This is a genomic window from Pseudomonas sivasensis (assembly GCF_013778505.1).
In the GTDB taxonomy this organism is placed as follows: domain Bacteria; phylum Pseudomonadota; class Gammaproteobacteria; order Pseudomonadales; family Pseudomonadaceae; genus Aquipseudomonas; species Aquipseudomonas sivasensis.
In genome coordinates this window covers 1-23,809 of the sequence record NZ_JAAOWU010000026.1, presented here as the reverse complement: position 1 = coordinate 23,809, position 23,809 = coordinate 1, and the positions used below count along the sequence as shown (strand labels likewise).

General features: G+C 60.4%; 23 protein-coding genes. 9 read left to right on the top strand and 14 right to left on the bottom strand.

The window, feature by feature from the left end; genetic code table 11:
* Positions 1–2: 2 nt before the first annotated feature.
* On the bottom strand, positions 3–1,346 hold the full coding sequence (locus tag G9Q84_RS27130; RefSeq protein ID WP_181644398.1) for a 3-oxoacyl-ACP reductase: 1,344 nt from the start codon (positions 1,344–1,346) through the stop codon (positions 3–5).
* A 104-nt stretch (positions 1,347–1,450) separates the two neighbouring features.
* Here G9Q84_RS27130 and G9Q84_RS27125 point away from each other — a divergent pair, with 104 nt between their 5' ends.
* Both G9Q84_RS27125 and G9Q84_RS27120 read left to right on the top strand, forming a co-directional pair.
* Positions 1,451–2,728, top strand: a complete 1,278-nt coding sequence (locus tag G9Q84_RS27125) for an acetyl-CoA C-acetyltransferase (RefSeq protein ID WP_181644397.1) — start codon at positions 1,451–1,453, stop codon at positions 2,726–2,728.
* Between the two features lie 134 nt (positions 2,729–2,862).
* A complete protein-coding gene (locus G9Q84_RS27120; protein ID WP_032887119.1) occupies positions 2,863–3,762 on the top strand; it encodes a PA4780 family RIO1-like protein kinase in 900 nt (299 codons plus the stop codon).
* Between the two features lie 141 nt (positions 3,763–3,903).
* Here the strand turns inward: G9Q84_RS27120 and cueR are convergent, their stop codons facing one another.
* From cueR to G9Q84_RS27105, 3 genes are all read right to left on the bottom strand, one after another.
* Positions 3,904–4,305: a Cu(I)-responsive transcriptional regulator gene (gene cueR / locus G9Q84_RS27115; protein ID WP_181644396.1), complete on the bottom strand. Its 402-nt coding sequence runs from the start codon at positions 4,303–4,305 to the stop codon at positions 3,904–3,906.
* A complete protein-coding gene (locus G9Q84_RS27110; RefSeq protein ID WP_181644395.1) occupies positions 4,302–6,503 on the bottom strand; it encodes a heavy metal translocating P-type ATPase in 2,202 nt (733 codons plus the stop codon). The genes cueR and G9Q84_RS27110 overlap by 4 nt, the downstream gene beginning before the upstream one ends.
* A 66-nt stretch (positions 6,504–6,569) precedes the next feature.
* Positions 6,570–6,950 (bottom strand): hypothetical protein, encoded by a 381-nt coding sequence (locus G9Q84_RS27105; protein ID WP_032887115.1) that lies wholly within the window; start codon positions 6,948–6,950, stop codon positions 6,570–6,572.
* Positions 6,951–7,097: 147 nt separating this feature from the next.
* Between G9Q84_RS27105 and G9Q84_RS27100 the strand changes: the two genes are divergently transcribed.
* Both G9Q84_RS27100 and G9Q84_RS27095 read left to right on the top strand, forming a co-directional pair.
* Positions 7,098–7,295, top strand: a complete 198-nt coding sequence (locus tag G9Q84_RS27100) for a heavy-metal-associated domain-containing protein (RefSeq protein ID WP_032887113.1) — start codon at positions 7,098–7,100, stop codon at positions 7,293–7,295.
* Positions 7,296–7,379: 84 nt separating this feature from the next.
* Positions 7,380–8,573, top strand: coding sequence for a multidrug effflux MFS transporter (locus tag G9Q84_RS27095; RefSeq protein WP_181644394.1), 1,194 nt, complete (start codon positions 7,380–7,382; stop codon positions 8,571–8,573).
* A gap of 8 nt (positions 8,574–8,581) precedes the next feature.
* Here the strand turns inward: G9Q84_RS27095 and G9Q84_RS27090 are convergent, their stop codons facing one another.
* The 3 genes from G9Q84_RS27090 to G9Q84_RS27080 all read right to left on the bottom strand — a co-directional run bounded on the left by G9Q84_RS27090 (position 8,582) and on the right by G9Q84_RS27080 (position 10,234).
* Positions 8,582–8,755 carry a hypothetical protein gene (locus G9Q84_RS27090; protein ID WP_163033283.1) on the bottom strand — a complete coding sequence of 58 codons (174 nt, stop codon included), beginning with the start codon at positions 8,753–8,755 and terminating at the stop codon, positions 8,582–8,584.
* Positions 8,756–8,902: 147 nt separating this feature from the next.
* Entirely contained in the window at positions 8,903–9,916 is a 1,014-nt protein-coding gene (locus tag G9Q84_RS27085) for a zinc-binding alcohol dehydrogenase family protein (RefSeq protein WP_122682039.1), read from the bottom strand.
* 24 nt (positions 9,917–9,940) lie between these two features.
* Entirely contained in the window at positions 9,941–10,234 is a 294-nt protein-coding gene (locus G9Q84_RS27080; RefSeq protein WP_032887109.1) for a putative quinol monooxygenase, read from the bottom strand.
* A gap of 116 nt (positions 10,235–10,350) precedes the next feature.
* Between G9Q84_RS27080 and G9Q84_RS27075 the strand changes: the two genes are divergently transcribed.
* Together G9Q84_RS27075 and G9Q84_RS27070 are read left to right on the top strand one after the other, a co-directional pair.
* On the top strand, positions 10,351–11,277 hold the full coding sequence (locus G9Q84_RS27075; RefSeq protein ID WP_181644393.1) for a LysR family transcriptional regulator: 927 nt from the start codon (positions 10,351–10,353) through the stop codon (positions 11,275–11,277).
* 137 nt (positions 11,278–11,414) lie between these two features.
* Positions 11,415–12,101 (top strand): ArsR/SmtB family transcription factor, encoded by a 687-nt coding sequence (locus G9Q84_RS27070; RefSeq protein ID WP_032887106.1) that lies wholly within the window; start codon positions 11,415–11,417, stop codon positions 12,099–12,101.
* Between the two features lie 46 nt (positions 12,102–12,147).
* Here the strand turns inward: G9Q84_RS27070 and G9Q84_RS27065 are convergent, their stop codons facing one another.
* Positions 12,148–13,101, bottom strand: coding sequence for an adenosine deaminase (locus G9Q84_RS27065; RefSeq protein WP_032887105.1), 954 nt, complete (start codon positions 13,099–13,101; stop codon positions 12,148–12,150).
* A 194-nt stretch (positions 13,102–13,295) separates the two neighbouring features.
* Between G9Q84_RS27065 and G9Q84_RS27060 the strand changes: the two genes are divergently transcribed.
* Positions 13,296–14,387: a calcium:cation antiporter gene (locus G9Q84_RS27060; protein WP_032887104.1), complete on the top strand. Its 1,092-nt coding sequence runs from the start codon at positions 13,296–13,298 to the stop codon at positions 14,385–14,387.
* Between the two features lie 76 nt (positions 14,388–14,463).
* Here the strand turns inward: G9Q84_RS27060 and G9Q84_RS27055 are convergent, their stop codons facing one another.
* The 6 genes from G9Q84_RS27055 to G9Q84_RS27030 all read right to left on the bottom strand — a co-directional run bounded on the left by G9Q84_RS27055 (position 14,464) and on the right by G9Q84_RS27030 (position 20,454).
* A complete protein-coding gene (locus G9Q84_RS27055; protein ID WP_032887103.1) occupies positions 14,464–15,822 on the bottom strand; it encodes an 8-oxoguanine deaminase in 1,359 nt (452 codons plus the stop codon).
* Positions 15,823–15,966: 144 nt separating this feature from the next.
* Positions 15,967–16,653 (bottom strand): SDR family oxidoreductase, encoded by a 687-nt coding sequence (locus G9Q84_RS27050; RefSeq protein WP_032887102.1) that lies wholly within the window; start codon positions 16,651–16,653, stop codon positions 15,967–15,969.
* Between the two features lie 57 nt (positions 16,654–16,710).
* Positions 16,711–17,292 carry an IMPACT family protein gene (locus tag G9Q84_RS27045; RefSeq protein WP_032887101.1) on the bottom strand — a complete coding sequence of 194 codons (582 nt, stop codon included), beginning with the start codon at positions 17,290–17,292 and terminating at the stop codon, positions 16,711–16,713.
* A gap of 12 nt (positions 17,293–17,304) precedes the next feature.
* A complete protein-coding gene (locus tag G9Q84_RS27040) occupies positions 17,305–17,964 on the bottom strand; it encodes a TetR/AcrR family transcriptional regulator (RefSeq protein WP_032887099.1) in 660 nt (219 codons plus the stop codon).
* A gap of 87 nt (positions 17,965–18,051) precedes the next feature.
* Positions 18,052–19,446 (bottom strand): uracil-xanthine permease family protein, encoded by a 1,395-nt coding sequence (locus G9Q84_RS27035; RefSeq protein WP_181644392.1) that lies wholly within the window; start codon positions 19,444–19,446, stop codon positions 18,052–18,054.
* Positions 19,447–19,533: 87 nt separating this feature from the next.
* On the bottom strand, positions 19,534–20,454 hold the full coding sequence (locus G9Q84_RS27030) for a LysR family transcriptional regulator (protein WP_032887097.1): 921 nt from the start codon (positions 20,452–20,454) through the stop codon (positions 19,534–19,536).
* A gap of 125 nt (positions 20,455–20,579) precedes the next feature.
* On the opposite strand from G9Q84_RS27030, the gene aptA reads away from it, so the two are divergent.
* Entirely contained in the window at positions 20,580–21,929 is a 1,350-nt protein-coding gene (aptA, locus tag G9Q84_RS27025) for an omega-aminotransferase AptA (RefSeq protein WP_032887096.1), read from the top strand.
* Between the two features lie 39 nt (positions 21,930–21,968).
* Positions 21,969–23,462, top strand: coding sequence for a CoA-acylating methylmalonate-semialdehyde dehydrogenase (locus tag G9Q84_RS27020; protein WP_032887095.1), 1,494 nt, complete (start codon positions 21,969–21,971; stop codon positions 23,460–23,462).
* Positions 23,463–23,809: the final 347 nt, after the last annotated feature.

Genomic DNA, 23,809 nt, shown 5'->3' with positions numbered 1-23,809 from the left:
GCTCACGCTCCCAATAGACTTTGCCCGCACACCCGCAATGCTTGCCCGCTGACCGCGCCGGAACCGGGCTGGCCCAGCCAGGCCACAGCTTCGGCGACGTCCTGCGGCAAACCGCCTTGGCCCAGGGAGCTCATGCGGCGCCCGGCTTCACGCAGGGCGAACGGGATGTGTGCGGTCATCTGGGTTTCGATAAAGCCTGGCGCCACGGCATTGATGCTGATCCCGCGCTCCTTGAGCAACGGTGCCCACGCCTGCACCAGGCCGATCAAACCCGCCTTACTCGCGGCATAGTTGGTTTGCCCACGGTTACCGGCGATGCCGCTGATGGACGCCAGCACCACCACGCGGGCGTTGTCGTGCAGGCTGCCGCTGTCGAGCAGCGCTTTGGTCAATACCTGCGGTGCATTGAGATTGACCGCGAGCACCGCATCCCAATATTCCGGGGTCATGTTGGCAAGGGTTTTGTCACGGGTGATACCGGCGTTATGCACCAGAATATCGAGGCCATCGGGCAGGTGTTCGATCAACTGGCTGGCGGCGTCTTCGGCGCAGATATCCAGCACCACCGTGCGAGCACCCAGGCGCGCCGCCAGGGCTTCGAGGTCGGCCTTGGCCTGGGGGACGTCAAGGAGAATGACCTCAGCGCCGTCGCGGGTCAGGGTTTCAGCGATAGACGCACCGATGCCACGCGCCGCACCCGTGACCAGCGCCTTGCGCCCGGCCAGTGGGCGGGTCCAGTCCTCAACGGGCGTGGCGCAAGCCTCCAGGCGAATCACCTGGCCGGAAATGTAGGCGCTTTTCGGTGAGAGGAAGAAACGCAGCGCGCCTTCCAGCTGGTCTTCGGCACCTTCGCCGACGTAGAGCAATTGCAACACTCCGCCGTTGCGCAGTTCCTTGGCCAAGGAGCGGCTGAACCCTTCCAAGGCCCGCTGGGCGCTGGCGGCAAACGGGTCGCTGAGACTTTCCGGGGCGCGGCCGAGGATCACCAGGTGGGCGCTGTTATCGAGGTTTTTCAGCAGGGGCTGGAAGAACTCGCGCAGTTGCTTGAGCTGGTCGGTGTGTTGCAGCTCGCTGGCATCGAACACCACGGCCTTAAGCTTGGGGCCGTGCCCGGGAATCCACGTCGATGACTCGGCGCCGTAGGTATAAATCGCGTCGGTGAGTTTGTTGGCAAATGCCTGCACCTTGCTTGTCATGGCTCCACCGCCCAGCAGCAGTGCACCGTCTACCGGGCGTAGGCGTCCGGCTTGCCAGCGTTCCAGGCGTACCGGTGACGGCAGGCCAAGGGCGGCGACCAGGCGATGGCCGAGGCTTGAGTTGGCGAAGTCGATATAACGGTCAGACATGGAACGCTCTCCGAAGGCTGGGGTTCAAAGGTTGACCATCCCAGGGTAGCAGTCGTTCGACTAGGCTCAGTGATCAAGCCCATAACAGACAGAGGGAGCTTTCCATGACTCAATTGCGCCGTGTAGCGATCATTGGCGGTAACCGCATTCCTTTCGCCCGTTCCAATGGCCCCTACGCCACGGCGAGCAACCAGGCGATGCTGACCGCCGCCTTGGAAGGCTTGATCGAACGCTACAACCTGCACGGCCTGCGCATGGGCGAGGTGGCCGCCGGCGCGGTGCTCAAGCATTCGCGCGACTTCAACCTGACCCGCGAATGCGTGCTGGGCTCGCGCCTGTCACCGCAGACCCCAGCCTATGACATCCAGCAAGCCTGCGGCACCGGGCTGGAGTCGGCATTGCTGGTGGCCAACAAGATTGCCTTGGGCCAGATCGAATGCGGCATCGCCGGCGGGGTGGACACCACGTCAGACGCACCGATTGGGGTGAATGAAGGGCTGCGCAAGATCCTGCTGCAAGCCAACCGCAGCAAATCCATGGCGGATAAATTAAAAGTCCTGTTACAACTTCGTCCCCATCACCTCAAACCAGAACTGCCGCGCAATGGCGAGCCGCGTACCGGTTTGTCCATGGGCCAGCACTGTGAGTTGATGGCGCAGACCTGGCAGATCCCCCGGGCCGAGCAAGACCAGCTTGCGCTGGAGAGCCACCAGAAAATGGCGGCCGCCTATGCCGAGGGCTGGCACAACGATCTGCTCACCCCGTTTCTGGGCCTGACCCGCGACAACAACCTGCGTCCCGACCTGACCCTGGAAAAACTCGCCGCCCTCAAGCCCGCCTTCGAGCGCAGCGAAAAGGGCACGCTCACCGCTGGCAACTCCACACCGCTCACCGATGGTGCATCCCTGGTGCTGCTGGGCAGTGAGGCTTGGGCGAAGGAGCGGGGGCTGCCGATCCTGGCGTATCTGCGCGATGGCGAAGCGGCGGCGGTGGATTTCGTCAACGGCGCCGAAGGCCTGTTGATGGCTCCGGTGTATGCGGTGCCGCGTCTGTTGGCGAGGAATGGCCTGACGCTGCAGGACTTCGATTATTACGAGATCCATGAAGCATTCGCGGCCCAGGTGTTGTGCACGCTAAAAGCCTGGGAAGATGCGGATTACTGCAAGACCCGCCTGGGGCTGGACGCGCCGTTGGGCGCCATCGACCGCAGCCGGTTGAATGTGAAGGGCAGCTCCCTGGCCGCCGGGCACCCATTTGCCGCCACCGGCGGGCGTATCGTCGCCAACCTGGCTAAGTTGCTGGATGCGGCGGGCAAGGGCCGAGGGCTGATTTCGATCTGCGCGGCGGGCGGTCAAGGGGTGACGGCGATCATTGAGCGTTGATTGCAGCCGAAACTGGCATATAGGATGCATTCTTGAGTGGTCAAAGATCGGTAGCCCCTCCCACCGGCGAGCCGATTGCCGTATAACGAGTGCCATACGCGTATTTGGTAATAAAGGACCCACAATAAAAGCTGATGAAGACTCCTAAACGCATTGAACCCCTGATCGAAGACGGTCTGGTCGACGAAGTGCTGCGCCCTCTCATGAGTGGTAAAGAAGCAGCTGTTTATGTGGTGCGCTGCGGCAACGAATTGCGTTGCGCCAAGGTTTACAAGGAGGCGAACAAACGAAGTTTTCGTCAGGCATCCGAATACCAGGAAGGCCGTAAGGTCCGTAACAGCCGTCAGGCCCGGGCCATGGCCAAGGGCTCCAAGTTCGGTAAGAAAGAAACCGAAGATGCCTGGCAGAACGCCGAAGTGGCGGCACTGTTCCGCCTGGCCGGCGCGGGCGTTCGCGTGCCCAAGCCCTACGACTTCCTCGAAGGCGTGCTGTTGATGGAGCTGGTGGCCGACGAGTACGGCGATGCGGCGCCGCGTCTGAATGACGTGACACTGGAGCCGGACCAGGCGCGCGAATACCACGCCTTCCTGATTTCCCAGATCGTGCTGATGCTGTGTACCGGCCTGGTACACGGTGACTTGTCCGAGTTCAACGTACTGCTTACCCCCACGGGCCCGGTGATTATTGACCTGCCCCAGGCGGTGGATGCGGCGGGCAACAACCACGCGTTCAACATGCTGGAACGGGATGTGGGCAACATGGCCTCCTACTTCGGGCGTTTTGCCCCGGAGTTGAAGAAGACCAAGTACGCCAAGGAAATGTGGGCGCTGTACGAAGCCGGTACCTTGCACCCGGCCAGCGTCTTGACCGGCGAGTTCGACGAGCCGGAAGAGTTGGCGGATGTGGGCGGTGTGATTCGCGAGATTGAAGCGGCGCGGCTGGATGAAGAGCGCAAGCAAGCGATTCGGGCGGCAGATGATGCTCCGCCGAGCAAAGCGTCCGAAGAACCGCCACCGCCGCCTTGGATGCAATGATCTTCGGGTAAATGAAGATCAAAATGTGGGAGGAGGCTTGCTCCCAATAGCGGTGTGTCAGTTACAGATATTGAGACTGACCCACCGCCATCGGGAGCAAGCCCCCTCCCACATTGGTTTTGTAGTCAGTCAGTTAGAGCCTCACGCGCAGCAGCTTCCCGACGCCAACTCCTTGAGAATCGGACAATCCGGCCGATGATCGCCCTGGCAGTGCTCAACCAGATCTTGCAACGTATCCCGCAACTGCCCCAGCTCCAGAATCTTCTGGTTCAGCGCCTCGATATGCTGGCGCGCCAAGGCTTTCACGTCGGCGCTGGCCCGTTGCCGGTCCTGCCACAGGGTCAGCAGCTTGCCGACCTCTTCCAATGAAAACCCCAGATCCCGCGAGCGTTTGATAAACGCCAATGTGTGCAAGTCGTCCGGGCCGTACACACGGTAGCCACTGTCGGTGCGTTGGGCGGCTTTGAGCAGGCCGATGGATTCGTAGTAGCGAATCATCTTGGCGCTCAGCCCGCTTTGGCGTGCGGCTTGGCCGATGTTCATGGGCGTTGATCCTCCAGGTCAGTGGGTTTCCAGGTTTTCAACAACAGTGCATTGCTCACCACGCTGACGCTGGACAAGGCCATAGCCGCGCCCGCCAGCACCGGGTTGAGCAGGCCGAATGCGGCCAGGGGAATACCGATCAAGTTATACACAAACGCCCAGAACAGGTTCTGGCGGATTTTTGCGTAGGTCTTGCGGCTGATCTCCAGAGCGGCCGGCACCAGGCGTGGATCGCCGCGCATCAGGGTGATACCGGCAGCATGCATGGCCACGTCGGTGCCTCCGCCCATGGCGATGCCGATATCGGCCGCCGCCAGGGCCGGGGCGTCGTTGATGCCGTCGCCGACCATCGCCACCACGTCGGTTTTTTTCAGCTCGGCGACGGTGGCGGCTTTATCGGCGGGCAGCACTTCAGCGTGAACATCTTCGATGCCCAGTGCGTGCGCCACCACGCGGGCGCTGCCGCGGTTGTCGCCGGTGAGCAAGTGGCTGCTGATGTGCTGGGCCTTGAGTTGCTCAACGGCTTCCAACGCACCGGGTTTGAGGGTGTCGCCAAAGGCGAACAACCCGAGTACGCGCGGTTGTGGACCCTGTTCGATCAGCCAGGACAGGGTGCGGCCTTCGGACTCCCAATCGCTGGCGACACCTGCCAAGTCACCCGCGCTCAAGCCGATTTCTTCCAGCAGACGGCGATTGCCCAGTGCCAGTGGCCGACCGTCGAGGGTGCCGGCAATGCCGCGCCCGGTCAGGGATTGGCTGACGCTTACATCAGGCACCTTCAGCCCTTGTTCGCTGCAGGCATCCAACACGGCTTTTGCCAGGGGATGTTCGCTGCCGCGTTGCAGCGCGCCGGCCTGTTGCAGCAGCAGGGCTTGATTGCCATCCACCGCGACCAAGTGGGCGATTTTTGGCGTGCCGGAGGTGAGGGTGCCCGTCTTGTCGAAGACCACGGCGCTCACTGCGTGGGCGCGCTCCAGCGCTTCGGCGTCCTTGATCAAGATGCCGTAGCGGGCGGCGACACCGGTGCCGGCCATGATTGCAGTCGGCGTGGCCAGGCCAAGGGCGCAAGGGCAGGCGATCACCAGCACCGCCACGGCGTTGATAATCGCGGTCTCCAGCGACGCGCCGTACAGCCACCATCCCACCAGCGTGAGCACCGCCAGTACCAGCACGGTCGGGACGAAGACCTGGCTGACTTTATCCACCAGTTTCTGAATCGGCGCCTTGGCGGCCTGGGCGTCTTCCACCAGGCGGATGATGCGTGCCAGGACACTTTCGGCACCAAGGGCGGTGGTGCGCACCAGCAGACGACCTTCGCCGTTGATGGCACCGCCGGTGACTTTATCGCCGGGTTGTTTCGGCACCGGCAGGCTTTCACCGCTGATCAACGCCTCGTCGGCATGGCTTTGGCCTTCGATCACTTCACCGTCCACCGGGAAACGCTCGCCGGGTTTGACCAACACCAGGTCATCGAGCTTCAACGCGCTGATGGCGACGTCTTCTTCACGGCCATCCTGCACACGCAGTGCACGTTCAGGGCGCAGGGCTTCCAGCGCACGGATGGCGCTGGCAGTCTGGCGTTTAGCACGGCTTTCCAGGTATTTGCCCAGCAATACCAAGGCAATTACCACCGCTGAAGCTTCGAAGTACAGGTGCGGTGCCATACCCGCATGTGCGGTGAGCCATTCATAAATGCTCAGGCCGTAACCGGCGCTGGTGCCGATGGCGACCAGCAGGTCCATATTACCGGCGCCGGCGCGTACGGCTTTCCAGGCGGCTATGTAGAAGCGCGCACCGAAAATGAATTGCACCGGCGTGGCGAGGGCGAACTGCACCCAGGGGGGGAGCATCCAGTGCAGGCCAAAGGGCTCCACCAGCATCGGCAGCACCAACGGCAATGCCAGCGCAATGGCCAGCAGCAGCGACCAACGCTCGCGGTGCAGGCGCTGGGCTTGATCGGTATCGGTGGCGATTTCGCTTTGAGGCAGGCTGGCGCTGTAACCGGCCTTGTCGACCGCCGCAATCAGCACGGCGGGGTCCATTTGGCCCTGCACTTCGACGTGGGCGCGCTCGTTGGCCAGGTTGACACTGACGCTTTGCACCCCCGGCACCTTGCCCAGCGCACGCTCGACACGCCCGGCACAGCTGGCGCAGGTCATGCCGCTGATGGGCAGATCAAAGGTGGTGGATCCATTCATGGGGCATTCCTCCAGAAGAAGTTGCCCCTAGCATCAACCTTGACCTGTGGGTAAGGTCAAGCGCCTTCAGTAATCCAATGCAGCCGCTTTGAGGTACATGCCATCCGGGCCCTGGGCGATCCGTAACTTGCGTACGTCACCGGCCTTGAGCGTGATGTTTTGCGCGGGCGGGGCGAGCAGGCCAGGCAGGCAGCCCGCAGCTTGGCCCGGCAGCAGCTTCAGGCGCAGTGACACATTGCCGGCGGGCAGGTTGAACGAGGTGGCCTGCTCCTGGTACAGGCGCCCGGCCAACTGGTCTTGGATGTACAGGCCGATCTCGCAATTGGTCAGCACTTCCAGGCGTTCCCGGGAAATGATCAACACCGCATAGTCTTGATCGGCACTGGCCATGGGCGCAGCGGCAGACAAACTCATCAAGCCGGCAAGGGCAAAATACGACCAGCGCATGGCGAATGCTCCGTGGTGTGAATCAAAGATGGTTCAAGCTTGGCCGACAGTGCCGCCGAATACCAGCCCGGCCGATTTTTTCAGAACTTGACCTTGCCATTGTGGCAAGGTCGAGACTGGGTTCAACCTCATCAAAGGAGTTATGTCATGCAAGTATTCAGTGTTGAAGGAATGACCTGCGGCCATTGCGTCCGGGCGGTGACCCAGGCGGTACAGAGTAAGGATTCAAGCGCCAGTGTGAAGGTCGACCTGGCCGCCAAGGAAGTGGGCGTGGAAAGCCGCTTGTCTGCCGAAGAGGTGATCAGCTTGATCACTGAGGAAGGCTACAGCGCCAAGCTCGCCTGATTTTAATAGTTAGCGAGCTATCGTTATGTTCAAGGCATCCAGGCCCGGCTAGACTGTCGGGCTGCCGACTCTCTTGGGTGCCTGATGAACCTTCGCATAATCCTGATTCTGGGTGCCTTGAGCGCCTTTGCGCCGCTGGCGATCGATTTCTACCTGCCGGGCTTCCCGGCGATGGCCACGGCGTTTGCCACCGATGAAAAACACATCCAGCTGACCCTGGCGGTGTACTTCGCCGGCCTGGCCATTGGCCAATTGATCTATGGCCCGCTGGCGGACCGTTTTGGTCGGCGCGGGCCGCTGCTCAGCGGCGTGACCCTGTTTACCCTGGCGTCCTTCGCCTGCGCCTACGCGCCCTCCCTCGATTGGCTGATTGGCGCGCGCTTCGTGCAGGCCCTGGGCGGTTGCGCGGGCATGGTGATTTCCCGCGCGGTGGTCAGCGACAAATGCGATGCCGTGGGCTCGGCCAAGGTGTTTTCCCAGTTGATGCTGGTGACCGGCCTGGCGCCGATTCTTGCGCCGCTGGCCGGCGGGGTGATGGTCGGGTTGTGGGGCTGGCAGTCGATTTTCCTGGCATTGACGGTCTTCAGTGTGATGGCCGCTATCGCCGTGGCATTCGGCTTGCCTGAAACCTTTCCAGCCCATCAGCCACGCCAGCCGTTGTCGGGCTCGTTGCGCCGCTATTTTGGGCTGTTGTCCGACCGGGTTTACCTCGGTTACGCCCTTACCGGCGCGCTGTCGATTGCCGGGATGTTTGCCTACATCGCGGGTTCACCGTTCGTGTTTATCAAACTGTATGGCGTGCCCGCTGAGCATTACGGCTGGGTATTCGGCTCCAACGCCGCTGGCTTCATCCTGGTGGCGCAGCTCAACGCTCGCTTGCTGGCCAAGCGTGGCCCGGCGTTTTTGCTGTCGCGTTCGGTGTGGGTGTATCTGCTGGCGGGTCTGACGCTGCTGGGCATCACGGCGTTGCGCACCGATGCGCTATGGCCATTGCTGGTGCCGCTGTTTATCTGCATCGCCAGTCTGGGCTGCATTTTGCCCAACACCTCGGCGTGTGCCATGAGCGGGCAGGGCGCTCGGGCAGGCAGTGCGTCGGCATTGCTCGGCTGCATCCAGTTCGGTGTGGCGGCGGGGGCGGCGTCGCTGGTGGGGGTGTTGCACGATGGCACGGCCATGCCAATGGCTATGGTCATCAGCCTGTGCGGTGTATTGGCGGTGACGGTGGCCGTGTCGACCCAACGCCTGCAACGGGCCAGAGCCTTGCAGGCGCAGGGCTGAGAGGTGGGTCAGCCAGCGGCGGAGTGTTGCTGGCTGATTGGAAAACGGTGGGGCGCCTTGATACGCGCTTGCAGGGTATCGGCAAAGGCGCGCGCCTCGGCTTCAGTGTGGAAAGTAATGGCTTTCTGGTCCAGACGGACCTCCCACTGGGATTTTGCTAACGCTTTTATCAGGATCTTCATTGCTGACTTCCTCACGTAAAAGAATCGTGGCAAAGGCGGCCAATATAAACCCCGGATACGCTCACAAATATGACAAAGATCAACTCTCTGACTAGCGGTGTCGTCCATTACTCACACGAATAACGGACAACACTGACAGCCGTTGTTTTAGAACCCTTCCAGCACGATCTTGCCCTTGGCCTTGCCGCTTTCCAGCAGTGCATGGGCCCGGCGCAGATTCGCCGCATTGATCACGCCGAAGTGCTCGCCCACCGTGGTTTTCAAGGTGCCAGCGTCGATCAGCTCGGCCACGCGATTGAGTAGGTTGTGCTGCTCAATCATGTCCGGCGTCTCGAACATCGAGCGCGTGTACATAAACTCCCAATGCAGCGACAGGCTCTTGCGCTTAAGTTTGCTCACGTCCAACGCCTTGGGGTCGTCGATCAGTGCCAGCTTGCCTTGAGGTTGCAGCGCTTCGACCAACTGGTCCAGGTGATGCTCGGTTTGGGTCAGGCTGGCGACGTGGGTGACCTGCGGGTGGCCGGCTTGTTTCAACGCTTCACTCAGCGGTTGGCTGTGGTCGATCACCAGGTCGGCGCCGAGGGCCTTGGTCCATTCCTGGGTTTCCGGGCGCGAGGCGGTGCCGATTACTTTCAATCCGGTGAGCTGGCTGGCCAGTTGGGTCAGGATCGAACCCACGCCACCTGCGGCACCAACGATAAGCAGGCTCTGGCCTTCGTCTTCTTTACCTTCACGCACCTGCAGGCGCTCGAACAGCAGTTCCCAGGCGGTGATGGCGGTCAGCGGCAGCGCGGCGGCTTCGGCAAAGCTCAGGCTCTTGGGCATATGGCCGACGATACGCTCGTCCACAGTGTGCAGTTCACTGTTGCCACCTGGGCGTACCAAGGAGCCGGCGTAGAACACCTTGTCGCCGACCTTGAACAGGCTCACGTCACTGCCGACTGCCTTGACCACACCGGCGACGTCCCAGCCCAGCACTTTGGCGGCGCCGTTTTCCGGGGCGACGTTCTGGCGGACCTTGGTGTCCACGGGGTTCACCGAGATGGCTTTGACTTCCACCAGCAGGTCGCGTGGGCCGGCGACGGGCGCCGGCAATTCGATGTCTTGCAGGGATTTTTCATCGGTGATTGGCAGTGATGCGTAGTAGGCAATGGCTTTCATGAGGGCTCCGGAAAAAGGCGGTGATCAGGCGAGAAACTTCAGGCGCTTGAGTTCGAAGTGTTCGAGTACATCAGCGGCCTTGGCGCGAAAACTTTGGATATGTGCGCTTTGGTCATGGTCGGCCAGTGCGGCGTCATCGCTCCAGCGTTCGAGCATGTAGAAAGTCTCGGGGTGTTGCAGGTCTTGGTGCAGGTCGTATTGCTCGCAACCGGCTTCAAGGCGGGTAGGTTCCAGCAGGCCGCGCAGCAGGGTTTCCAGGGTGGCCTGTTGGCCAGGTTTGGCGATCAGCGTTGCGATGACGTTAAAAGCTGTGGGCATATTCAATTCCAGATACGTAATGAACGGGATGGACAGATGATTGGTCATTTCCCCTGAAGATAAAAGCGGCTAAAACAGCACTCTGTTTCAATAATATTTTGATAATGGGTGGGTGGATGCTGCGTTTTGATGATTTGCAGTTGTTTGTGCGCGCTGCGGACTTGGGGAGTTTGTCGGCGGCGGCGCGGGTGATGGACCTGTCGCCTGCCGTGGCCAGCGCGGCGCTCAAGCGTATCGAGCAACAATTGGGCGCGCGCTTGCTGGCCCGTTCCACCCGCAGCCTGCGCCTGACTGCCGAAGGCGAGGGCTTTCTGGAATACGCCCGCGCCTCGTTGAGCTCCCTTGATGAAGGGCGACGTCTTTTGGCCAGCGGTCAGGACCATGTCAGCGGTGTGCTGCAACTGTCGGCGCCCTCGGATTTCGGCCGCAACCAACTGCTGCCGTGGCTGGACGAGTTCCAGCGTGAGTATCCGCAGCTCGCCGTACGCCTGCTGTTGGGTGACCGGATTGCCGACCTGTTCCGCCAGCCGGTGGACATTGCCCTGCGTTATGGTGAGCCCGAGGACTCCAGCCTGATTGCACTGCCCGTCGCGCCGCGCAACGTTCGTGTGCTGTGCGCAGCCCCCAGTTACCTCGCACGCCACGGTGAGCCTCGACACCTGGAGCAATTGGCCCAGCACAATTGCTTGCTGTATATGCTCGGCACCCGAGTGCATGACCACTGGACGTTTCACGACGGCAAGCGCGAAGTCAGCCTGACGGTCAGCGGCGACCGCTTCAGCGACGACGCCGATGTGGTGCGCCGCTGGGCCGTGGCGGGTATGGGCATTGCCTATAAATCCTGGCTGGATGTGAGCACCGACGTGCTGGCTGGACGACTGCGCCTGATCCTGCCGGAGCTGCGCGGCGAGCGCACGCCGCTCAATCTGCTGTGTGCCCATCGCGCGCAGTTGAGCAAACCCATCAACCTGCTGCGGGAAATGCTTGTAGCTCGCTGTGCGACATTGACGGCTCAATTGTCGGAGCGATTGGACGTCGTGTAATAGCCTCCGTAACGCAAGGAAATTTCACTCAAAACCCGTCCCTACTCTGGCTGTCAGACGCCACGGAACCCGCCCTTGGCGCACTTATACTCTGGCGCCTACCGCATCAGAAAAGTAATTCGACAGGGAGTGAATCGATGGAAGAAGCACCATGCATTAGTCAGATTGCCAGCTTGCTTGCTGAGCCAAAACGCACAGCCATGCTGTGGTCCTTGATGGACGGCTCGGCGAAGTCGTCGAAGGAACTGGCGGCACTTACCGGTCTACCGTCGGCCTCGGCCAATGCACATCTGGCGCGGCTGACCAGTAGCGGCTTGCTGCGAACCGAAGCGCGGTATGGCAAGCGACTGTTTCGCTTGGCAGACGGCGATGTCAGCGCCGCCATCCATGCCTTGGCCAGTACTACCCTGGCCAGTGCCACACGCAGTGCGCCGGGTGTTTCAACGCAGGTCTTGGTTGCGCCGCCGTCATTACGCCGTGCTCGGCTGTGTCATGGTCATCTTGGTGGCGAGCTGGCGGCGCAGTTGTATGAACGAATGATGGCGGCGAGGTGGATCGAGCGCCATGAGCAACGCCTCGCCGTCACATTCAAGGGCGCGCAGCAAATGGCGGGCCTGGGCATTTTTACCCAAGCATTGGCAATGCCGCTGCTGTGCGATTGTTTTGACTGGAGCCAGCAGCAACCACACCTCGGGGGCGCGCTGGGTGCTGGGCTGTTTCAGTTGTTCCTGCAATCGAACTGGATCAGCCTGGTCAACGAGTCCCAGGCTGTGGTGGTCAACGACGTCGGGCTTGAAGAGATCGCCCGATTGGCCGCGCTGTAGGAGCAGGCGCCGTGGTCACAGGCGCTCACTCCAACATTCGCTCACGTCAGGGCTTTACGAGTCGCGCATCCAGGCTGTTCTGCGCCAGGCGTTTGGCCTGGTCCTGGGTCATGCCCAAGGAGGTGTACAGCGCGTGGAAGTTCTCGGTGACATAACCGCCGAAGTAGGCAGGGTCATCGGAGTTCACGGTCACTTTCACGCCACGCTCAAGCATGTCGAGGATGTTGTGCTGGGCCATGTCGTCGAACACGCAGAGCTTGGTGTTGGACAGCGGGCACACGGTGAGTGGGATCTGCTCGTCGATGATGCGCTGCATCAGGCGTTCGTCTTCGATGGCGCGCACGCCATGGTCGATTCGCTGGATTTTCAGCAGGTCGATGGCTTCCCAGATGTACTCCGGTGGGCCTTCTTCGCCGGCGTGGGCAACGGTGAGGAAGCCTTCATGGCGGGCACGGTCGAACACGCGCTGGAACTTGCTTGGCGGGTGACCCATCTCGGAGCTGTCCAGGCCCACGGCCACGAACGCATCACGGAACGGCAGCGCCTGGTCGAGGGTTTTTTGTGCTTCGTCTTCGCTCAGGTGACGCAGGAAGCTGAGGATCAGCCCGCTGGTGATGCCCAGTTGCTGCTCGCCATCTTTGAGTGCTGCGGCGATACCGTTGAGTACGACTTCGAACGGCACGCCACGGTCGGTGTGGGTTTGCGGGTCGAAGAAGGGTTCGGTGTGGATCACGTTCTGCTCTTTGCAGCGCAGCAGGTAGGCCCAGGTCAGGTCGTAGAAGTCCTGAGACGTGCGCAGCACATCGGCGCCCTTGTAATACAGGTCCAGAAACTCTTGCAGGTTGTTGAACGCGTAGGCCTTGCGCAAGGTTTCGACGTCGTTCCATGGCAGCGCAATCTTGTTGCGCTCGGCCAGGGCGAACAGCAGCTCAGGCTCCAGCGAGCCCTCCAGGTGCAGGTGCAGTTCAGCCTTGGGCAGGGCGTTGAGCCAATCGTACATGTCTAAATTCTCATCAGGTGCAATGGCGGCATTCTACAGGGCATAGCCGAAATAATCGGTAAAACCTGACCGGCAGGAGAGTATTCGTTTTATTCGCGCAAGAGGGTTGTGAACTAAGGTGTAACGAAACGTTAGCAGCGTGGCGCAGTCTGTACCCCATCAATGACTGATTTGCTGTACGAAAAAGGCCTCGAATGCTCACCTCCCTCAAGCAAGAAAAATTCATGCTACTGGCGCTGATTGCCGCCATCGCCGCCTACCCGCTGGAGCACTGGATGCTGCACAGCGGGCAAATAGTCGCGCTGTTGGCAGGCGTGGCGCTGATTGGTTTTATCGTAGTGGCGTCGATGCGCGTGGCCCACCACGCCGAGCAACTGGCGGAGAAAGTTGGCGACCCCTACGGCACCATGATCCTTACCCTGGCCGCCGTGCTGGTGGAAGTGGTGATCCTGGCGATCATGATGAGTAATGAGCCATCGCCCACCCTGGTGCGTGACACTATTTATTCGGCAGTGATGCTGGATATCAACGGCATCCTCGGCCTGGCCGCCTTGATGGGCGGCATCAAGCACGGCGAGCAGTCCTATAACGACGACTCGGCGCGCACCTACAGCGTGATGATCCTCACCGCCATGGGCGTGTCGATGGTGGTGCCGGAATTCATCCCCGAAGCTGACTGGAAAATTTACTCGGCCTTCACCATTGGCGCGATGGTGGTGCTCTACACCTTGTTCCTGCGCATGCAGGTGGGGCCGCACAGTTATTTCTTCAGCTACAGCTATCCGGAAAAACGCCGCAAAAAACTGCCGGAAGAGGAGCAAACGCCGCCGGTGAATCTGGTGTTCTCCATCGGCACGTTGGTGTTTGGCGTGATTGTGATTGGCGCGTTGGCCGAGGTGATGTCCAAGACCCTCGACCTGGGTCTGGAAGGCACGGGCGCACCGCCGGTGATTACGGCGATTGTGGTTGCAGCCATTTCGGCGGCACCGGAAATTCTCACGGCCTTGCGCGCCGCATTGGCCAACCGCATGCAGTCGGTGGTGAATATTGCACTGGGAGCGTCGTTGTCGACGGTGATTTTGACGGTGCCGGTGATGGAGGCCATGGCGCTCTACACTGGCCAGCCTTTCCAGATGGCGATGACGCCGGTGCAAACGGTGATGGTGTTTATCACGCTGATTGTCAGTGCGATCAACCTCAACGATGGCGAAACCAACGCTATCGAAGGCATGACCCATTTTGTGCTGTTTGCGACATTCATCATGTTGTCGCTGCTGGGATTGTAAGAACACCGCAGATAAAAAGCGGGAGGGGCGGTGCGACGAATCGACGTTCCCCTCCCGCATGTTGAACGGTGTTTACTTAGGTCCCTGCGATCAATCGTCGCGCCGCCTGGCTGTGATCGGCGATCAAACGTTTCAGATCCAGGCCCTCGACCTGCCCGTCGATCACTCGCCATTTGCCCGCGACCATCACCCGATCCGCACGATCCGCACCACACAACAGCAGCGCCGAAATCGGATCATGGCTACCGGAGAACCGCAGCTCATCAAGTTTGAACAGCGCCAGATCCGCCTGTTTACCCACGGCCAATTCACCGATATCCGTACGCCCCAGCAACTGCGCCGAACCTTTGGTGGCCCAGCCGAGCACGCCTTCGGGGGTGATCTTTTCTGCGCCATAACGTAGACGCTGGATGTACAGGGCCTGTCGTGCTTCGAGAATCATGTTCGATGCATCATTGGAGGCGGAACCGTCCACGCCCAGGCCGATGGGCGCGCCCGCGGCTAGCAAGTCGAGGGTAGGGCAGATGCCGGACGCCAGGCGCATATTTGAGCTTGGGCAGTGGCAGATACCGGTACCGGCGGCGCCAAGGCGGGCGATTTCATCAGGGTTGAAGTGAATGCCATGTGCCAGCCAAGTGCGTGGGCCGAGCCAGCCCACGCTGTCGAGGTAATCCACGGTGCGCAGGCCGAAGCGTTGCAGGCAGAAATCTTCTTCGTCGAGGGTTTCCGCCAGATGGGTGTGCAGGCGCACGTCTAGGCTGTTGGCCAGTTCGGCGCTGGCACGCATGATTTCCGGTGTGACGGAGAACGGCGAGCAAGGCGCCAGGGCAATCTGGATCTGTGCGCCGTCGCCGCGTTGGTGGTATTCGCGGATCAGGCGCTGGCTGTCGTCGAGGATGACCTGCCCTTGTTGCACGGTCTGTTGCGGCGGGAGGCCACCGTCGGCTTCGCCCAGGCTCATGGAGCCCCGGGTAAGCATGGCGCGCATGCCCAATTCGCGCACCGTATCAACTTGCACGTCGATGGCATTTTCCAGGCCGTCGGGGAACAGGTAGTGGTGGTCGGCGGCGGTGGTGCAGCCCGAGAGCAGCAATTCGGCCAAGGCGACTTTGGTGGCCAGAGCAAGTTTCTCGGGCGTCAGACGCGCCCACACCGGGTACAGGGTTTTCAGCCAGGGGAACAACGGCTGATTGACCACCGGCGCCCAGGCACGGGTGAGGGTTTGGTAAAAATGATGGTGGGTGTTGATCAGGCCGGGCAGGATCACGTGTTCGCGTGCGTCGAACACCTGTCCACAAGGCACAGCGGGCTCTTTTCCCCAGCCCAGCACTTCGGTGATCACACCGTCCTGCTGCACCAGGCCGCCACGGGCATCAAGGCCATTGGCAGTGAAAATCGCGAGGGGGTTTTTTAACCAGATACGGGTCGCAGGCATTGGCCGGCTCCTCTGAATGATGGGTTCAGGTTTGCCAGCTCAGTGTTGCCCTGTCTGCTGATCCAGGGTCGCCGGTTGGGGCGAGGGCGCAGTCTACGCGCGCAGCGTTATCGACGGCAATCAGTCGATAACGCTGCTCGTCGCTTACCAGGCGATGGTGTCGCCTTTGTAGTCCACGAAGTGGTGACCACCTTTGCCGGTGTAGGCATTTACCTGATCCACCAGGCCGCGCACGCTGGTGTCGACATCGATGTGCGCGTTTTCGCCGCCCATGTCGGTCTTCACCCAGCCCGGATGCAGTGACAGAACAGTGAGTGTGTGGTCGCCCAGTTGAGTGATGAAGCTGTTGGTCATGGAGTTCAGCGCGGCCTTGCTGGCCTTGTACAGCGCCAGGTCTGAGCCGTCGGGGATCGTTACGCTGCCCAATACCGAACTCATGAATGCGAGCACGCCGCTGTCTTTGCGGATCTGCCCGACAAAGCGCTGCGCCAGGTTGATCGGCGCCACGGCATTAGTGAAAAACAACTGGCCGACTTCCGCGAGAGTGGCGTGACCGGGCTCCTGGTTGGCCGGACCCTTGACGCCGGCGTTGACGAACAGCAGGTCGAAGGTGCGCTCTTTGAGGCGCTGGGCCAGGGCGATCACGGCTTGCTGATCGTCCATGTCCAGTTTTTCGATCTGCACCGGACCCACCGCTTTAAGGGCATCAGCCTTGCTCGGATCACGCACGGTGGCGGTCACGTCCCAGCCGTCCTGGAGCAATTGCTTGACCAGGCCAAGGCCCAGCCCGCGCGAGGCGCCGATGATCAGTGCGGTTTTTGGCGTAGACATGAAAAGCTTCCTTTAGAGTCGCGGTTCAGGGGGATTCAGCAAATAACAGTAACAGTTTCAGCGTTGCAGCAGGATACGCCCACGGCTCAGGTCGGCGAGTTGGGCTTGGAGCGTGTCGATGTGCGCCTCACCCAGTGCCAGTTGCAACTCCACACCGTTGGCGGTGAAATTTTCTTCCACCACTAGCCCGCCAAGTTCAGCAACGCGTAGCTTCACCAAGTTCAGTTCGGAGAATCCACAGGCGCAACTCAGTGGTACGCGGCTGATCAGTTCGAGACGCTCGGCATTCTGCAGGCATTTGTTCGCTCCGCCGCCATAGGCACGGGCGAGGCCGCCGGTGCCCAATTGGATGCCGCCGTACCAGCGAATCACCAATACCGCGACTTGATCAAAACCCTGGGCTTCGATGGCTGCGAGAATCGGCCGCCCGGCAGTGCCACCGGGTTCGCCGTCGTCACTGCTGCGGTATTGGTCGGCCAGCTTCCAGGCCCAGCAGTTATGCGTGGCGTTCAGGTCGCTGTGTTGCTCGAAAAAAGCCTGAGCGTCCTGCGGGCTGGTGATCGGGGCGGCGAGGGTGATGAAGCGGCTTTTGCGTATTTCTTCACGAAACTCGCAAAGGCCGGTGAGCGTGAAAGGCATAAGTGACTTCGTCTAGAGGCTCGGCTTGATGCCGCAGCCTTTGAGAATGATGTGGATCAGGTTGGTGCCGGCATCTTCCATATCTTGCTTGGTCAGCTTGGTGCGACCGGTGACGCGGCAGATCTGGGTGGCGAAGTCTGCGTAGTGCTGGGTGCTGCCCCACAGCAGGAAGATCAGGTGCACGGGGTCGATGGGGTCCATCTTGCCGGCGTCGATCCAGGCTTGGAACACTGCCGCCCGGCCACTGAACCACGTGCGGTAATCCTGGCTGAAATATTCGGTGAGGCATTCGCCGCCGCTGATGATCTCCATGGCGAAGATCCGCGAGGCCTGGGGTTGGCGTCGCGAAAACTCCATCTTGGTGCGGATGTAGCGGGAGAGGGCCACGGCAGGGTCGTCCTCGGCGGTCAGCGTGTTGAAGGTGCTGTCCCACAGTTCGAGGATATTGCTGAGCACGGCGATATACAGGCCCAGCTTGTTCGTGAAGTAGTAGTGCAAGTTGGCCTTCGGCAATCCGGCGCTGGCAGCAATAGTGTTCATGCTGGTGCCCTTGTAGCCATGGCGCGCGAATTCATCTTCAGCAGCCTGGAGAATCGCTTGTTCGTTCTTTTGCCGAATGCGGCTGGCGGGCTTACCGGCGTGGTTGCTGTGGGCAGGAACTTCGAGGCTCATGGAGATTACCGTGCTGATCGATAGAGACGACGTGTGCACAGATAACCCACCCTCAAGCCTCAGACAAGTCCCGATGCAATAAAACCCTTAAAGCAGTTCCAAGGTGTCGCTTTCCGGCGCTTGGTTTGCGGCAGTTTCGATCGCCTTGGATTCCGGCAGTAGCAGGCACAGTACGATGGCGGTCAGCCCGCCGCTGGTGATGGCGGAGTCGAACAAGTTCTGCACCAGGGTTGGCATCAGGTGAAGCAGATTGGGTTGGGCGGCGATGCCCAGGCCGACGCCAAACGACGTGGCGATGATCAGCATGCTGCGTCGGTCCAGCGGCGCCTGGGCGAGGATGCGCACGCCAGCGGCGGCCACACTGCCGAACATCACCAGGGTCGCGCCGCCCAATACGGGTTTGGGGATTTGCTGCAGCACCGCACCAATCAACGGAAACAAACCGAGGCAAAACAGCACCACGCCTATATATAAACCAACGTAACGGCTGGCCACGCCAGTGAGTTGGATCACGCCATTGTTCTGAGCAAAGGTGGTGTTGGGGAAGGCACTGAAAGTGGCCGCGATCATGCAACTCACGCCATCACCCAGTACGCCTCCCTTGAGTCGGCTTATATAAGAAGGGCCGCTGATGGGCTGGCGGGCGATCATGCAGTTGGCGGTGAGGTCGCCGACGGTCTCGATGCTGCTGATCAGGTAAATCAGCGCGATCGGTAGGAAAGCGCTCCAGTCGAAGTTGAATCCAAAGCGAAACGGAATCGGCAGGCTCACCAGAGGTAAGTCCGGCAGGGCTTGGGGCACGAGTTTGCCGCTGAACCACGCCGCCAGGCTGCCAAGGGCCAGGCCGATAATGATCGCCGAGAGCCGCACCCAGGGCGTGTTGGAACGGTTGAGCAGAATGATCGTCAGCACCACGAACAGGCCCAATGCAAGATTGGTGGGCGCGCCGAAGTCAGGGGCGTTGAAGCCACCGCCGAGGTCGGTAATGCCGACTTTGATCAGGCTGATGCCGATTAGCGTGATGACAATCCCTGTCACCAAAGGCGTGATGACTCGGCGCAGTTGGCCGATAAAACGGCTCAGCACGATCTGCACCGCCGCGCCGAAAAAGCACACGCCGAAGATCATCGCCATGATGTCTTCCGGGCTGCCGCCGCGTTGTTTCACCAGGAAGCCTGCCGACAGTACCGCGCCGAGAAAGGCAAAGCTGGTGCCTTGCAGGCAAATCATCCCGGCGCCTATCCCAAATGGCCTACGCGCCTGGATGAATGTGCCGACACCGGACACCATCAACGCCATGCTGATCAGATAGGGCAAATGGGCGGTCAGGCCCAGAGTGGAGCCGATGATCAGTGGCGGAGTGATGATGCCGACAAAAGCGGCCAGCACGTGCTGCAGTGCGGCCAGAAATGCCGGGGCGGGTTTGGGGCGGTCGTTGAGGCCGTAGATCAGGTCGCTGGGGGTGGATGATTCTGGTGGCATGGCGGGTTAACTCAAGGCGGATGGTCAAGTTCCATCTGTTCTTGCAAAAAGCTGTCCAGTTGCTCAGCTTTTAGCGTAAAGCCTGAGCTAGCGCGTTGTGGCCAGGCTGTCGAGGAAGCTTTCCAGCACCAAATGAGGGCGACGGCCCTTGCGTGTGACCGATGCGAGGCTTAAATCGTAAAAACGCGTAGCCGATTTCAGCGCACGCAGTCGGCCTTGTTGTACCCAGAGGCTGGCGTAGTGGTCGGGCAGGTAGCCGATGTAGCGGCCGGTCAGGATCAGGAACGCCATGCCTTCGCGGTCCGAGGCGCTGGCGGTGCAGTTGAGCGCTTGGTAATGGGCCTGGATTTCGGCAGGCAAACGGAATGTTGGAGCGATGGCGTCCTGGCTGTCGATGCGCTCGTCGCCCAACTGCTTGTCTTCGGCGTAAAACAACGGATGGCCGACTGCGCAATAGAGCAGCGAGCGTTCGCTGTACAGCGGTTGGTACTCCAATCCCGAAAGGGCGCTGGCCTGGGGCACTACGCCCACATGCAAACGACCATCGAGTACGCCTTGTTCGACTTCATTGGGGGCGATCATGCGGATTTGGATCTGCACGTCTGGGCCGCGCTCCTTTAATTGGGCCAAGGCGTGAGTGATGCGCATGTGGGGCAGGGTGACGAGGTTGTCGGTGAGGCCAATGATCAACTCGCCGCGCAAATGCTGGTGCAGACCGTTGACCTCGGTGCGAAAACTTTCCAGTGCACTTAATAGTTGCAGGGCTGACTGATAGACCTCGCGGCCTTCTTCGGTCAGTGAGAACCCCGCGCGGCCACGTTGGCAGAGGCGCAATCCGAGACGCTGTTCAAGGTCGCTCATTTGCTGACTGATGGCCGAGCGCCCGATGCCGAGCACGGTTTCCGCTGCCGAGAAGCCGCCGCATTCCACCACACTCCGGAAGATGCGCAGCAGGCGAATATCAAAGTCGCTCACTTGGGCGAGGGGATCGGGTCGACGGCTGCTCATAGTTTAGTGAAGGCCTGACTGAAGGTTAGAAGAGTTGAATTTCACCGACTTTATCGCCGTGGCAATTTAGCTGCAACAACGCGTTTCAATCCCGACGCGGCCTTTTGCCCTGCGAGGTTTTGCTGATGAACATGCCTGAAAACGCCCCATCGTCCCTGGCCAGCCAACTGAAGTTGGACGCGCACTGGATGCCCTACACGGCCAACCGCAACTTCCAGCGTGACCCGCGCCTGATCGTGGCCGCCGAAGGTAGCTGGTTGACCGATGACAAAGGCCGCAAGGTGTACGACTCGTTGTCTGGCCTGTGGACGTGCGGCGCCGGGCACACACGCAAGGAAATCCAGGAAGCGGTGGCCAAGCAATTGGGTACGTTGGATTACTCCCCGGGCTTCCAGTACGGTCATCCGTTGTCCTTCCAGCTGGCGGAAAAGATTACCGACCTGACCCCAGGCAACCTTAATCATGTGTTCTTCACTGACTCCGGCTCCGAGTGTGCCGATACTGCGGTGAAGATGGTGCGTGCCTACTGGCGCCTGAAGGGCCAAGCCACCAAGACCAAGATGATCGGCCGCGCCCGTGGCTATCACGGTGTGAACATCGCGGGCACCAGCCTGGGCGGCGTGAACGGCAACCGTAAGATGTTTGGCCAGGCGATGATGGACGTTGACCATTTGCCGCACACCTTGCTGGCAAGCAATGCCTTCTCCCGCGGCATGCCTGAGCTGGGCGGCATCGCATTGGCCGATGAGTTGCTCAAGCTGATCGAGCTGCATGACGCTTCCAACATCGCGGCAGTGTTTGTCGAACCGATGGCTGGTTCCGCTGGCGTGTTGGTGCCGCCGCAGGGTTATCTCAAGCGCCTGCGAGAGATTTGTGACCAGCACAACATCCTGCTGGTGTTTGACGAAGTGATTACCGGTTTTGGCCGTACCGGCTCGATGTTCGGCGCCGACAGCTTCGGCGTGACTCCGGATCTGATGTGCATCGCCAAACAAGTCACCAATGGCGCGATCCCCATGGGCGCGGTGATTGCCAGCAGCGAGATCTATCAGACCTTTATGAACCAGGCGACGCCTGAGTACGCGGTGGAATTTCCACACGGCTACACCTACTCGGCGCACCCCGTTGCTTGCGCGGCTGGCCTGGCGGCACTCGACCTGTTGCAGAAGGAAAACCTGGTGCAGAGCGTAGCCGAAGTCGCTCCGCACTTTGAGAATGCGCTGCACGGTTTGAAGGGCAGCAAGAACGTGATCGACATTCGCAACTACGGCTTGGCCGGCGCGATCCAGATTGCCCCGCGTGACGGTGATGCCATCGTGCGTCCATTCGAGGCAGGCATGGCTTTGTGGAAGGCGGGTTTCTACGTGCGCTTTGGCGGCGACACCCTGCAGTTCGGGCCAACCTTCAACAGCAAGCCGCAGGATCTGGATCGTCTGTTTGATGCGGTCGGCGAAGTGCTGAACAAGATCGACTGATTTCTCTTTCTATATAGAACAACTTTTCAGGAGCCCTGCATGAGCCTTATCCAGCATTTGATCAACGGTGAGTTGGTCAACGACAGTGGTCGCAGTGCCGACGTATATAACCCGTCCACCGGCCAGGTGATTCACCAAGTTCCGCTGGCCAGCCGTGAAACCATTCAACAGGCGATCGACTCGGCCAAGGCCGCATTCCCGGCGTGGCGTAATACCCCGCCGGCCAAGCGTGCCCAGGTGATGTTTCGTTTCAAGCAGTTGCTGGAACAGAACGAAGCGCGAATCTCGCAGTTGATCAGCGAGGAGCATGGCAAGACCCTGGAAGACGCGGCGGGTGAGTTGAAGCGTGGCATCGAGAACGTTGAGTACGCATGCTCGGCGCCGGAGATTCTGAAGGGCGAGTACAGCCGCAACGTTGGGCCGAACATTGATGCTTGGTCGGACTTCCAGCCGTTGGGCGTGGTAGCGGGTATTACGCCGTTCAACTTCCCGGCGATGGTGCCGCTGTGGATGTATCCGCTGGCAATCGTGTGCGGTAACTGCTTCATCCTGAAGCCTTCGGAGCGTGATCCGAGTTCGACGCTCCTGATTGCGCAACTGTTGCAGGAAGCCGGTCTGCCTAAAGGCGTACTGAGTGTGGTGCACGGTGATAAGGGCGCGGTTGACGCATTGATTGAGGCGCCGGAAGTCAAAGCGCTGAGTTTTGTGGGGTCGACGCCGATTGCTGAGTACATCTATTCCGAAGCGACCAAGCGCGGCAAGCGCGTGCAGGCGCTGGGCGGGGCGAAGAACCACGCCGTACTGATGCCAGATGCGGACTTGGATAATGCGGTCAGTGCGCTGATGGGCGCGGCGTATGGTTCCTGCGGGGAGCGCTGCATGGCCATCTCTGTGGCCGTCTGCGTAGGTGACCAAGTAGCTGATGCGTTGATCGCCAAGCTGGTGCCGCAGATTAAGGCGCTGAAGATAGGTGCGGGCACGACGTGTGGGCTGGATATGGGGCCGCTGGTAACCGGTCAGGCGCGGGATAAGGTCAGCGGCTACATAGAAGACGGTGTTGCTTCGGGTGCAGAGTTGGTGGTCGATGGCCGTGGGCTAAGTATTACCGGGAATGAAGATGGCTTCTTCCTCGGTGGCAGCCTGTTTGACCGTGTGACGCCTGAGATGCGCATCTATAAGGAGGAGATCTTCGGTCCGGTGTTGTGCGTGGTCCGGGTGAGCAGCCTGGAGGCGGCGATGCAATTGATCAACGACCATGAGTATGGGAACGGTACGTGCATCTTCACCCGTGATGGTGAGGCGGCCCGTCTGTTCTGCGATGAGATTGAAGTGGGTATGGTTGGGGTGAACGTTCCACTGCCAGTTCCGGTGGCTTATCACAGCTTTGGTGGCTGGAAACGATCGCTGTTTGGTGACTTACATGCGTACGGTCCGGATGGCGTGCGTTTTTACACCCGGCGCAAGGCGATTACCCAGCGCTGGCCTCAGCGGGCCAGTCATGAGGCGTCGCAGTTTGCTTTCCCTAGTCTGTAAGGCTCTATGAGCAGAAAGCCGGCCCTTTTGGGCCGGCTTTTTCGTTTCTAGGGCTTTTTTTGAGTTATATGGCAAAAATATGAAAAAGAAGGTTGACCACAGATTCTAGGAGCCTATAATTCGCCCCACTTCCCGCGCAGTCGAAACGGAAAACTCCTTGGTAAACAATGAGTTGCGCAGTTTTCGGCAGTGTGTTGCTTCAGTCCATCGAAGCCAAAAAGAAGTTGAAAAAGAGGTGTTGACAGCAGCGTGTAACGCTGTAGAATTCGCCTCCCGCTGATGAGAGATCAGAAGCGCAAGTGGTTGAAGTTGTTGAAGAAATCTTCGAAAGCTTCTGAAAATAATCA

Excerpts from the sequence above, each read along its gene's own strand:
- G9Q84_RS27075 (WP_181644393.1), top strand. The coding sequence starts at position 10,351 with ATGCTGCGTTTTGATGATTTGCAGTTGTTTGTGCGCGCTGCGGACTTG.
- G9Q84_RS27030 (WP_032887097.1), bottom strand. The coding sequence starts at position 20,454 with ATGAGCAGCCGTCGACCCGATCCCCTCGCCCAAGTGAGCGACTTTGAT.
- G9Q84_RS27070 (WP_032887106.1), top strand. The coding sequence starts at position 11,415 with ATGGAAGAAGCACCATGCATTAGTCAGATTGCCAGCTTGCTTGCTGAG.
- G9Q84_RS27045 (WP_032887101.1), bottom strand. The coding sequence starts at position 17,292 with ATGCCTTTCACGCTCACCGGCCTTTGCGAGTTTCGTGAAGAAATACGC.
- G9Q84_RS27130 (WP_181644398.1), bottom strand. The coding sequence starts at position 1,346 with ATGTCTGACCGTTATATCGACTTCGCCAACTCAAGCCTCGGCCATCGC.
- G9Q84_RS27060 (WP_032887104.1), top strand. The coding sequence starts at position 13,296 with ATGCTCACCTCCCTCAAGCAAGAAAAATTCATGCTACTGGCGCTGATT.
- cueR (WP_181644396.1), bottom strand. The coding sequence starts at position 4,305 with ATGAACATCGGCCAAGCCGCACGCCAAAGCGGGCTGAGCGCCAAGATG.
- G9Q84_RS27090 (WP_163033283.1), bottom strand. The coding sequence starts at position 8,755 with ATGAAGATCCTGATAAAAGCGTTAGCAAAATCCCAGTGGGAGGTCCGT.
- G9Q84_RS27120 (WP_032887119.1), top strand. The coding sequence starts at position 2,863 with ATGAAGACTCCTAAACGCATTGAACCCCTGATCGAAGACGGTCTGGTC.
- G9Q84_RS27100 (WP_032887113.1), top strand. The coding sequence starts at position 7,098 with ATGCAAGTATTCAGTGTTGAAGGAATGACCTGCGGCCATTGCGTCCGG.
- G9Q84_RS27105 (WP_032887115.1), bottom strand. The coding sequence starts at position 6,950 with ATGCGCTGGTCGTATTTTGCCCTTGCCGGCTTGATGAGTTTGTCTGCC.
- G9Q84_RS27095 (WP_181644394.1), top strand. The coding sequence starts at position 7,380 with ATGAACCTTCGCATAATCCTGATTCTGGGTGCCTTGAGCGCCTTTGCG.
- G9Q84_RS27125 (WP_181644397.1), top strand. The coding sequence starts at position 1,451 with ATGACTCAATTGCGCCGTGTAGCGATCATTGGCGGTAACCGCATTCCT.
- G9Q84_RS27085 (WP_122682039.1), bottom strand. The coding sequence starts at position 9,916 with ATGAAAGCCATTGCCTACTACGCATCACTGCCAATCACCGATGAAAAA.
- G9Q84_RS27050 (WP_032887102.1), bottom strand. The coding sequence starts at position 16,653 with ATGTCTACGCCAAAAACCGCACTGATCATCGGCGCCTCGCGCGGGCTG.
- G9Q84_RS27055 (WP_032887103.1), bottom strand. The coding sequence starts at position 15,822 with ATGCCTGCGACCCGTATCTGGTTAAAAAACCCCCTCGCGATTTTCACT.
- aptA (WP_032887096.1), top strand. The coding sequence starts at position 20,580 with ATGAACATGCCTGAAAACGCCCCATCGTCCCTGGCCAGCCAACTGAAG.
- G9Q84_RS27080 (WP_032887109.1), bottom strand. The coding sequence starts at position 10,234 with ATGCCCACAGCTTTTAACGTCATCGCAACGCTGATCGCCAAACCTGGC.
- G9Q84_RS27110 (WP_181644395.1), bottom strand. The coding sequence starts at position 6,503 with ATGAATGGATCCACCACCTTTGATCTGCCCATCAGCGGCATGACCTGC.
- G9Q84_RS27065 (WP_032887105.1), bottom strand. The coding sequence starts at position 13,101 with ATGTACGATTGGCTCAACGCCCTGCCCAAGGCTGAACTGCACCTGCAC.
- G9Q84_RS27020 (WP_032887095.1), top strand. The coding sequence starts at position 21,969 with ATGAGCCTTATCCAGCATTTGATCAACGGTGAGTTGGTCAACGACAGT.
- G9Q84_RS27035 (WP_181644392.1), bottom strand. The coding sequence starts at position 19,446 with ATGCCACCAGAATCATCCACCCCCAGCGACCTGATCTACGGCCTCAAC.
- G9Q84_RS27040 (WP_032887099.1), bottom strand. The coding sequence starts at position 17,964 with ATGAGCCTCGAAGTTCCTGCCCACAGCAACCACGCCGGTAAGCCCGCC.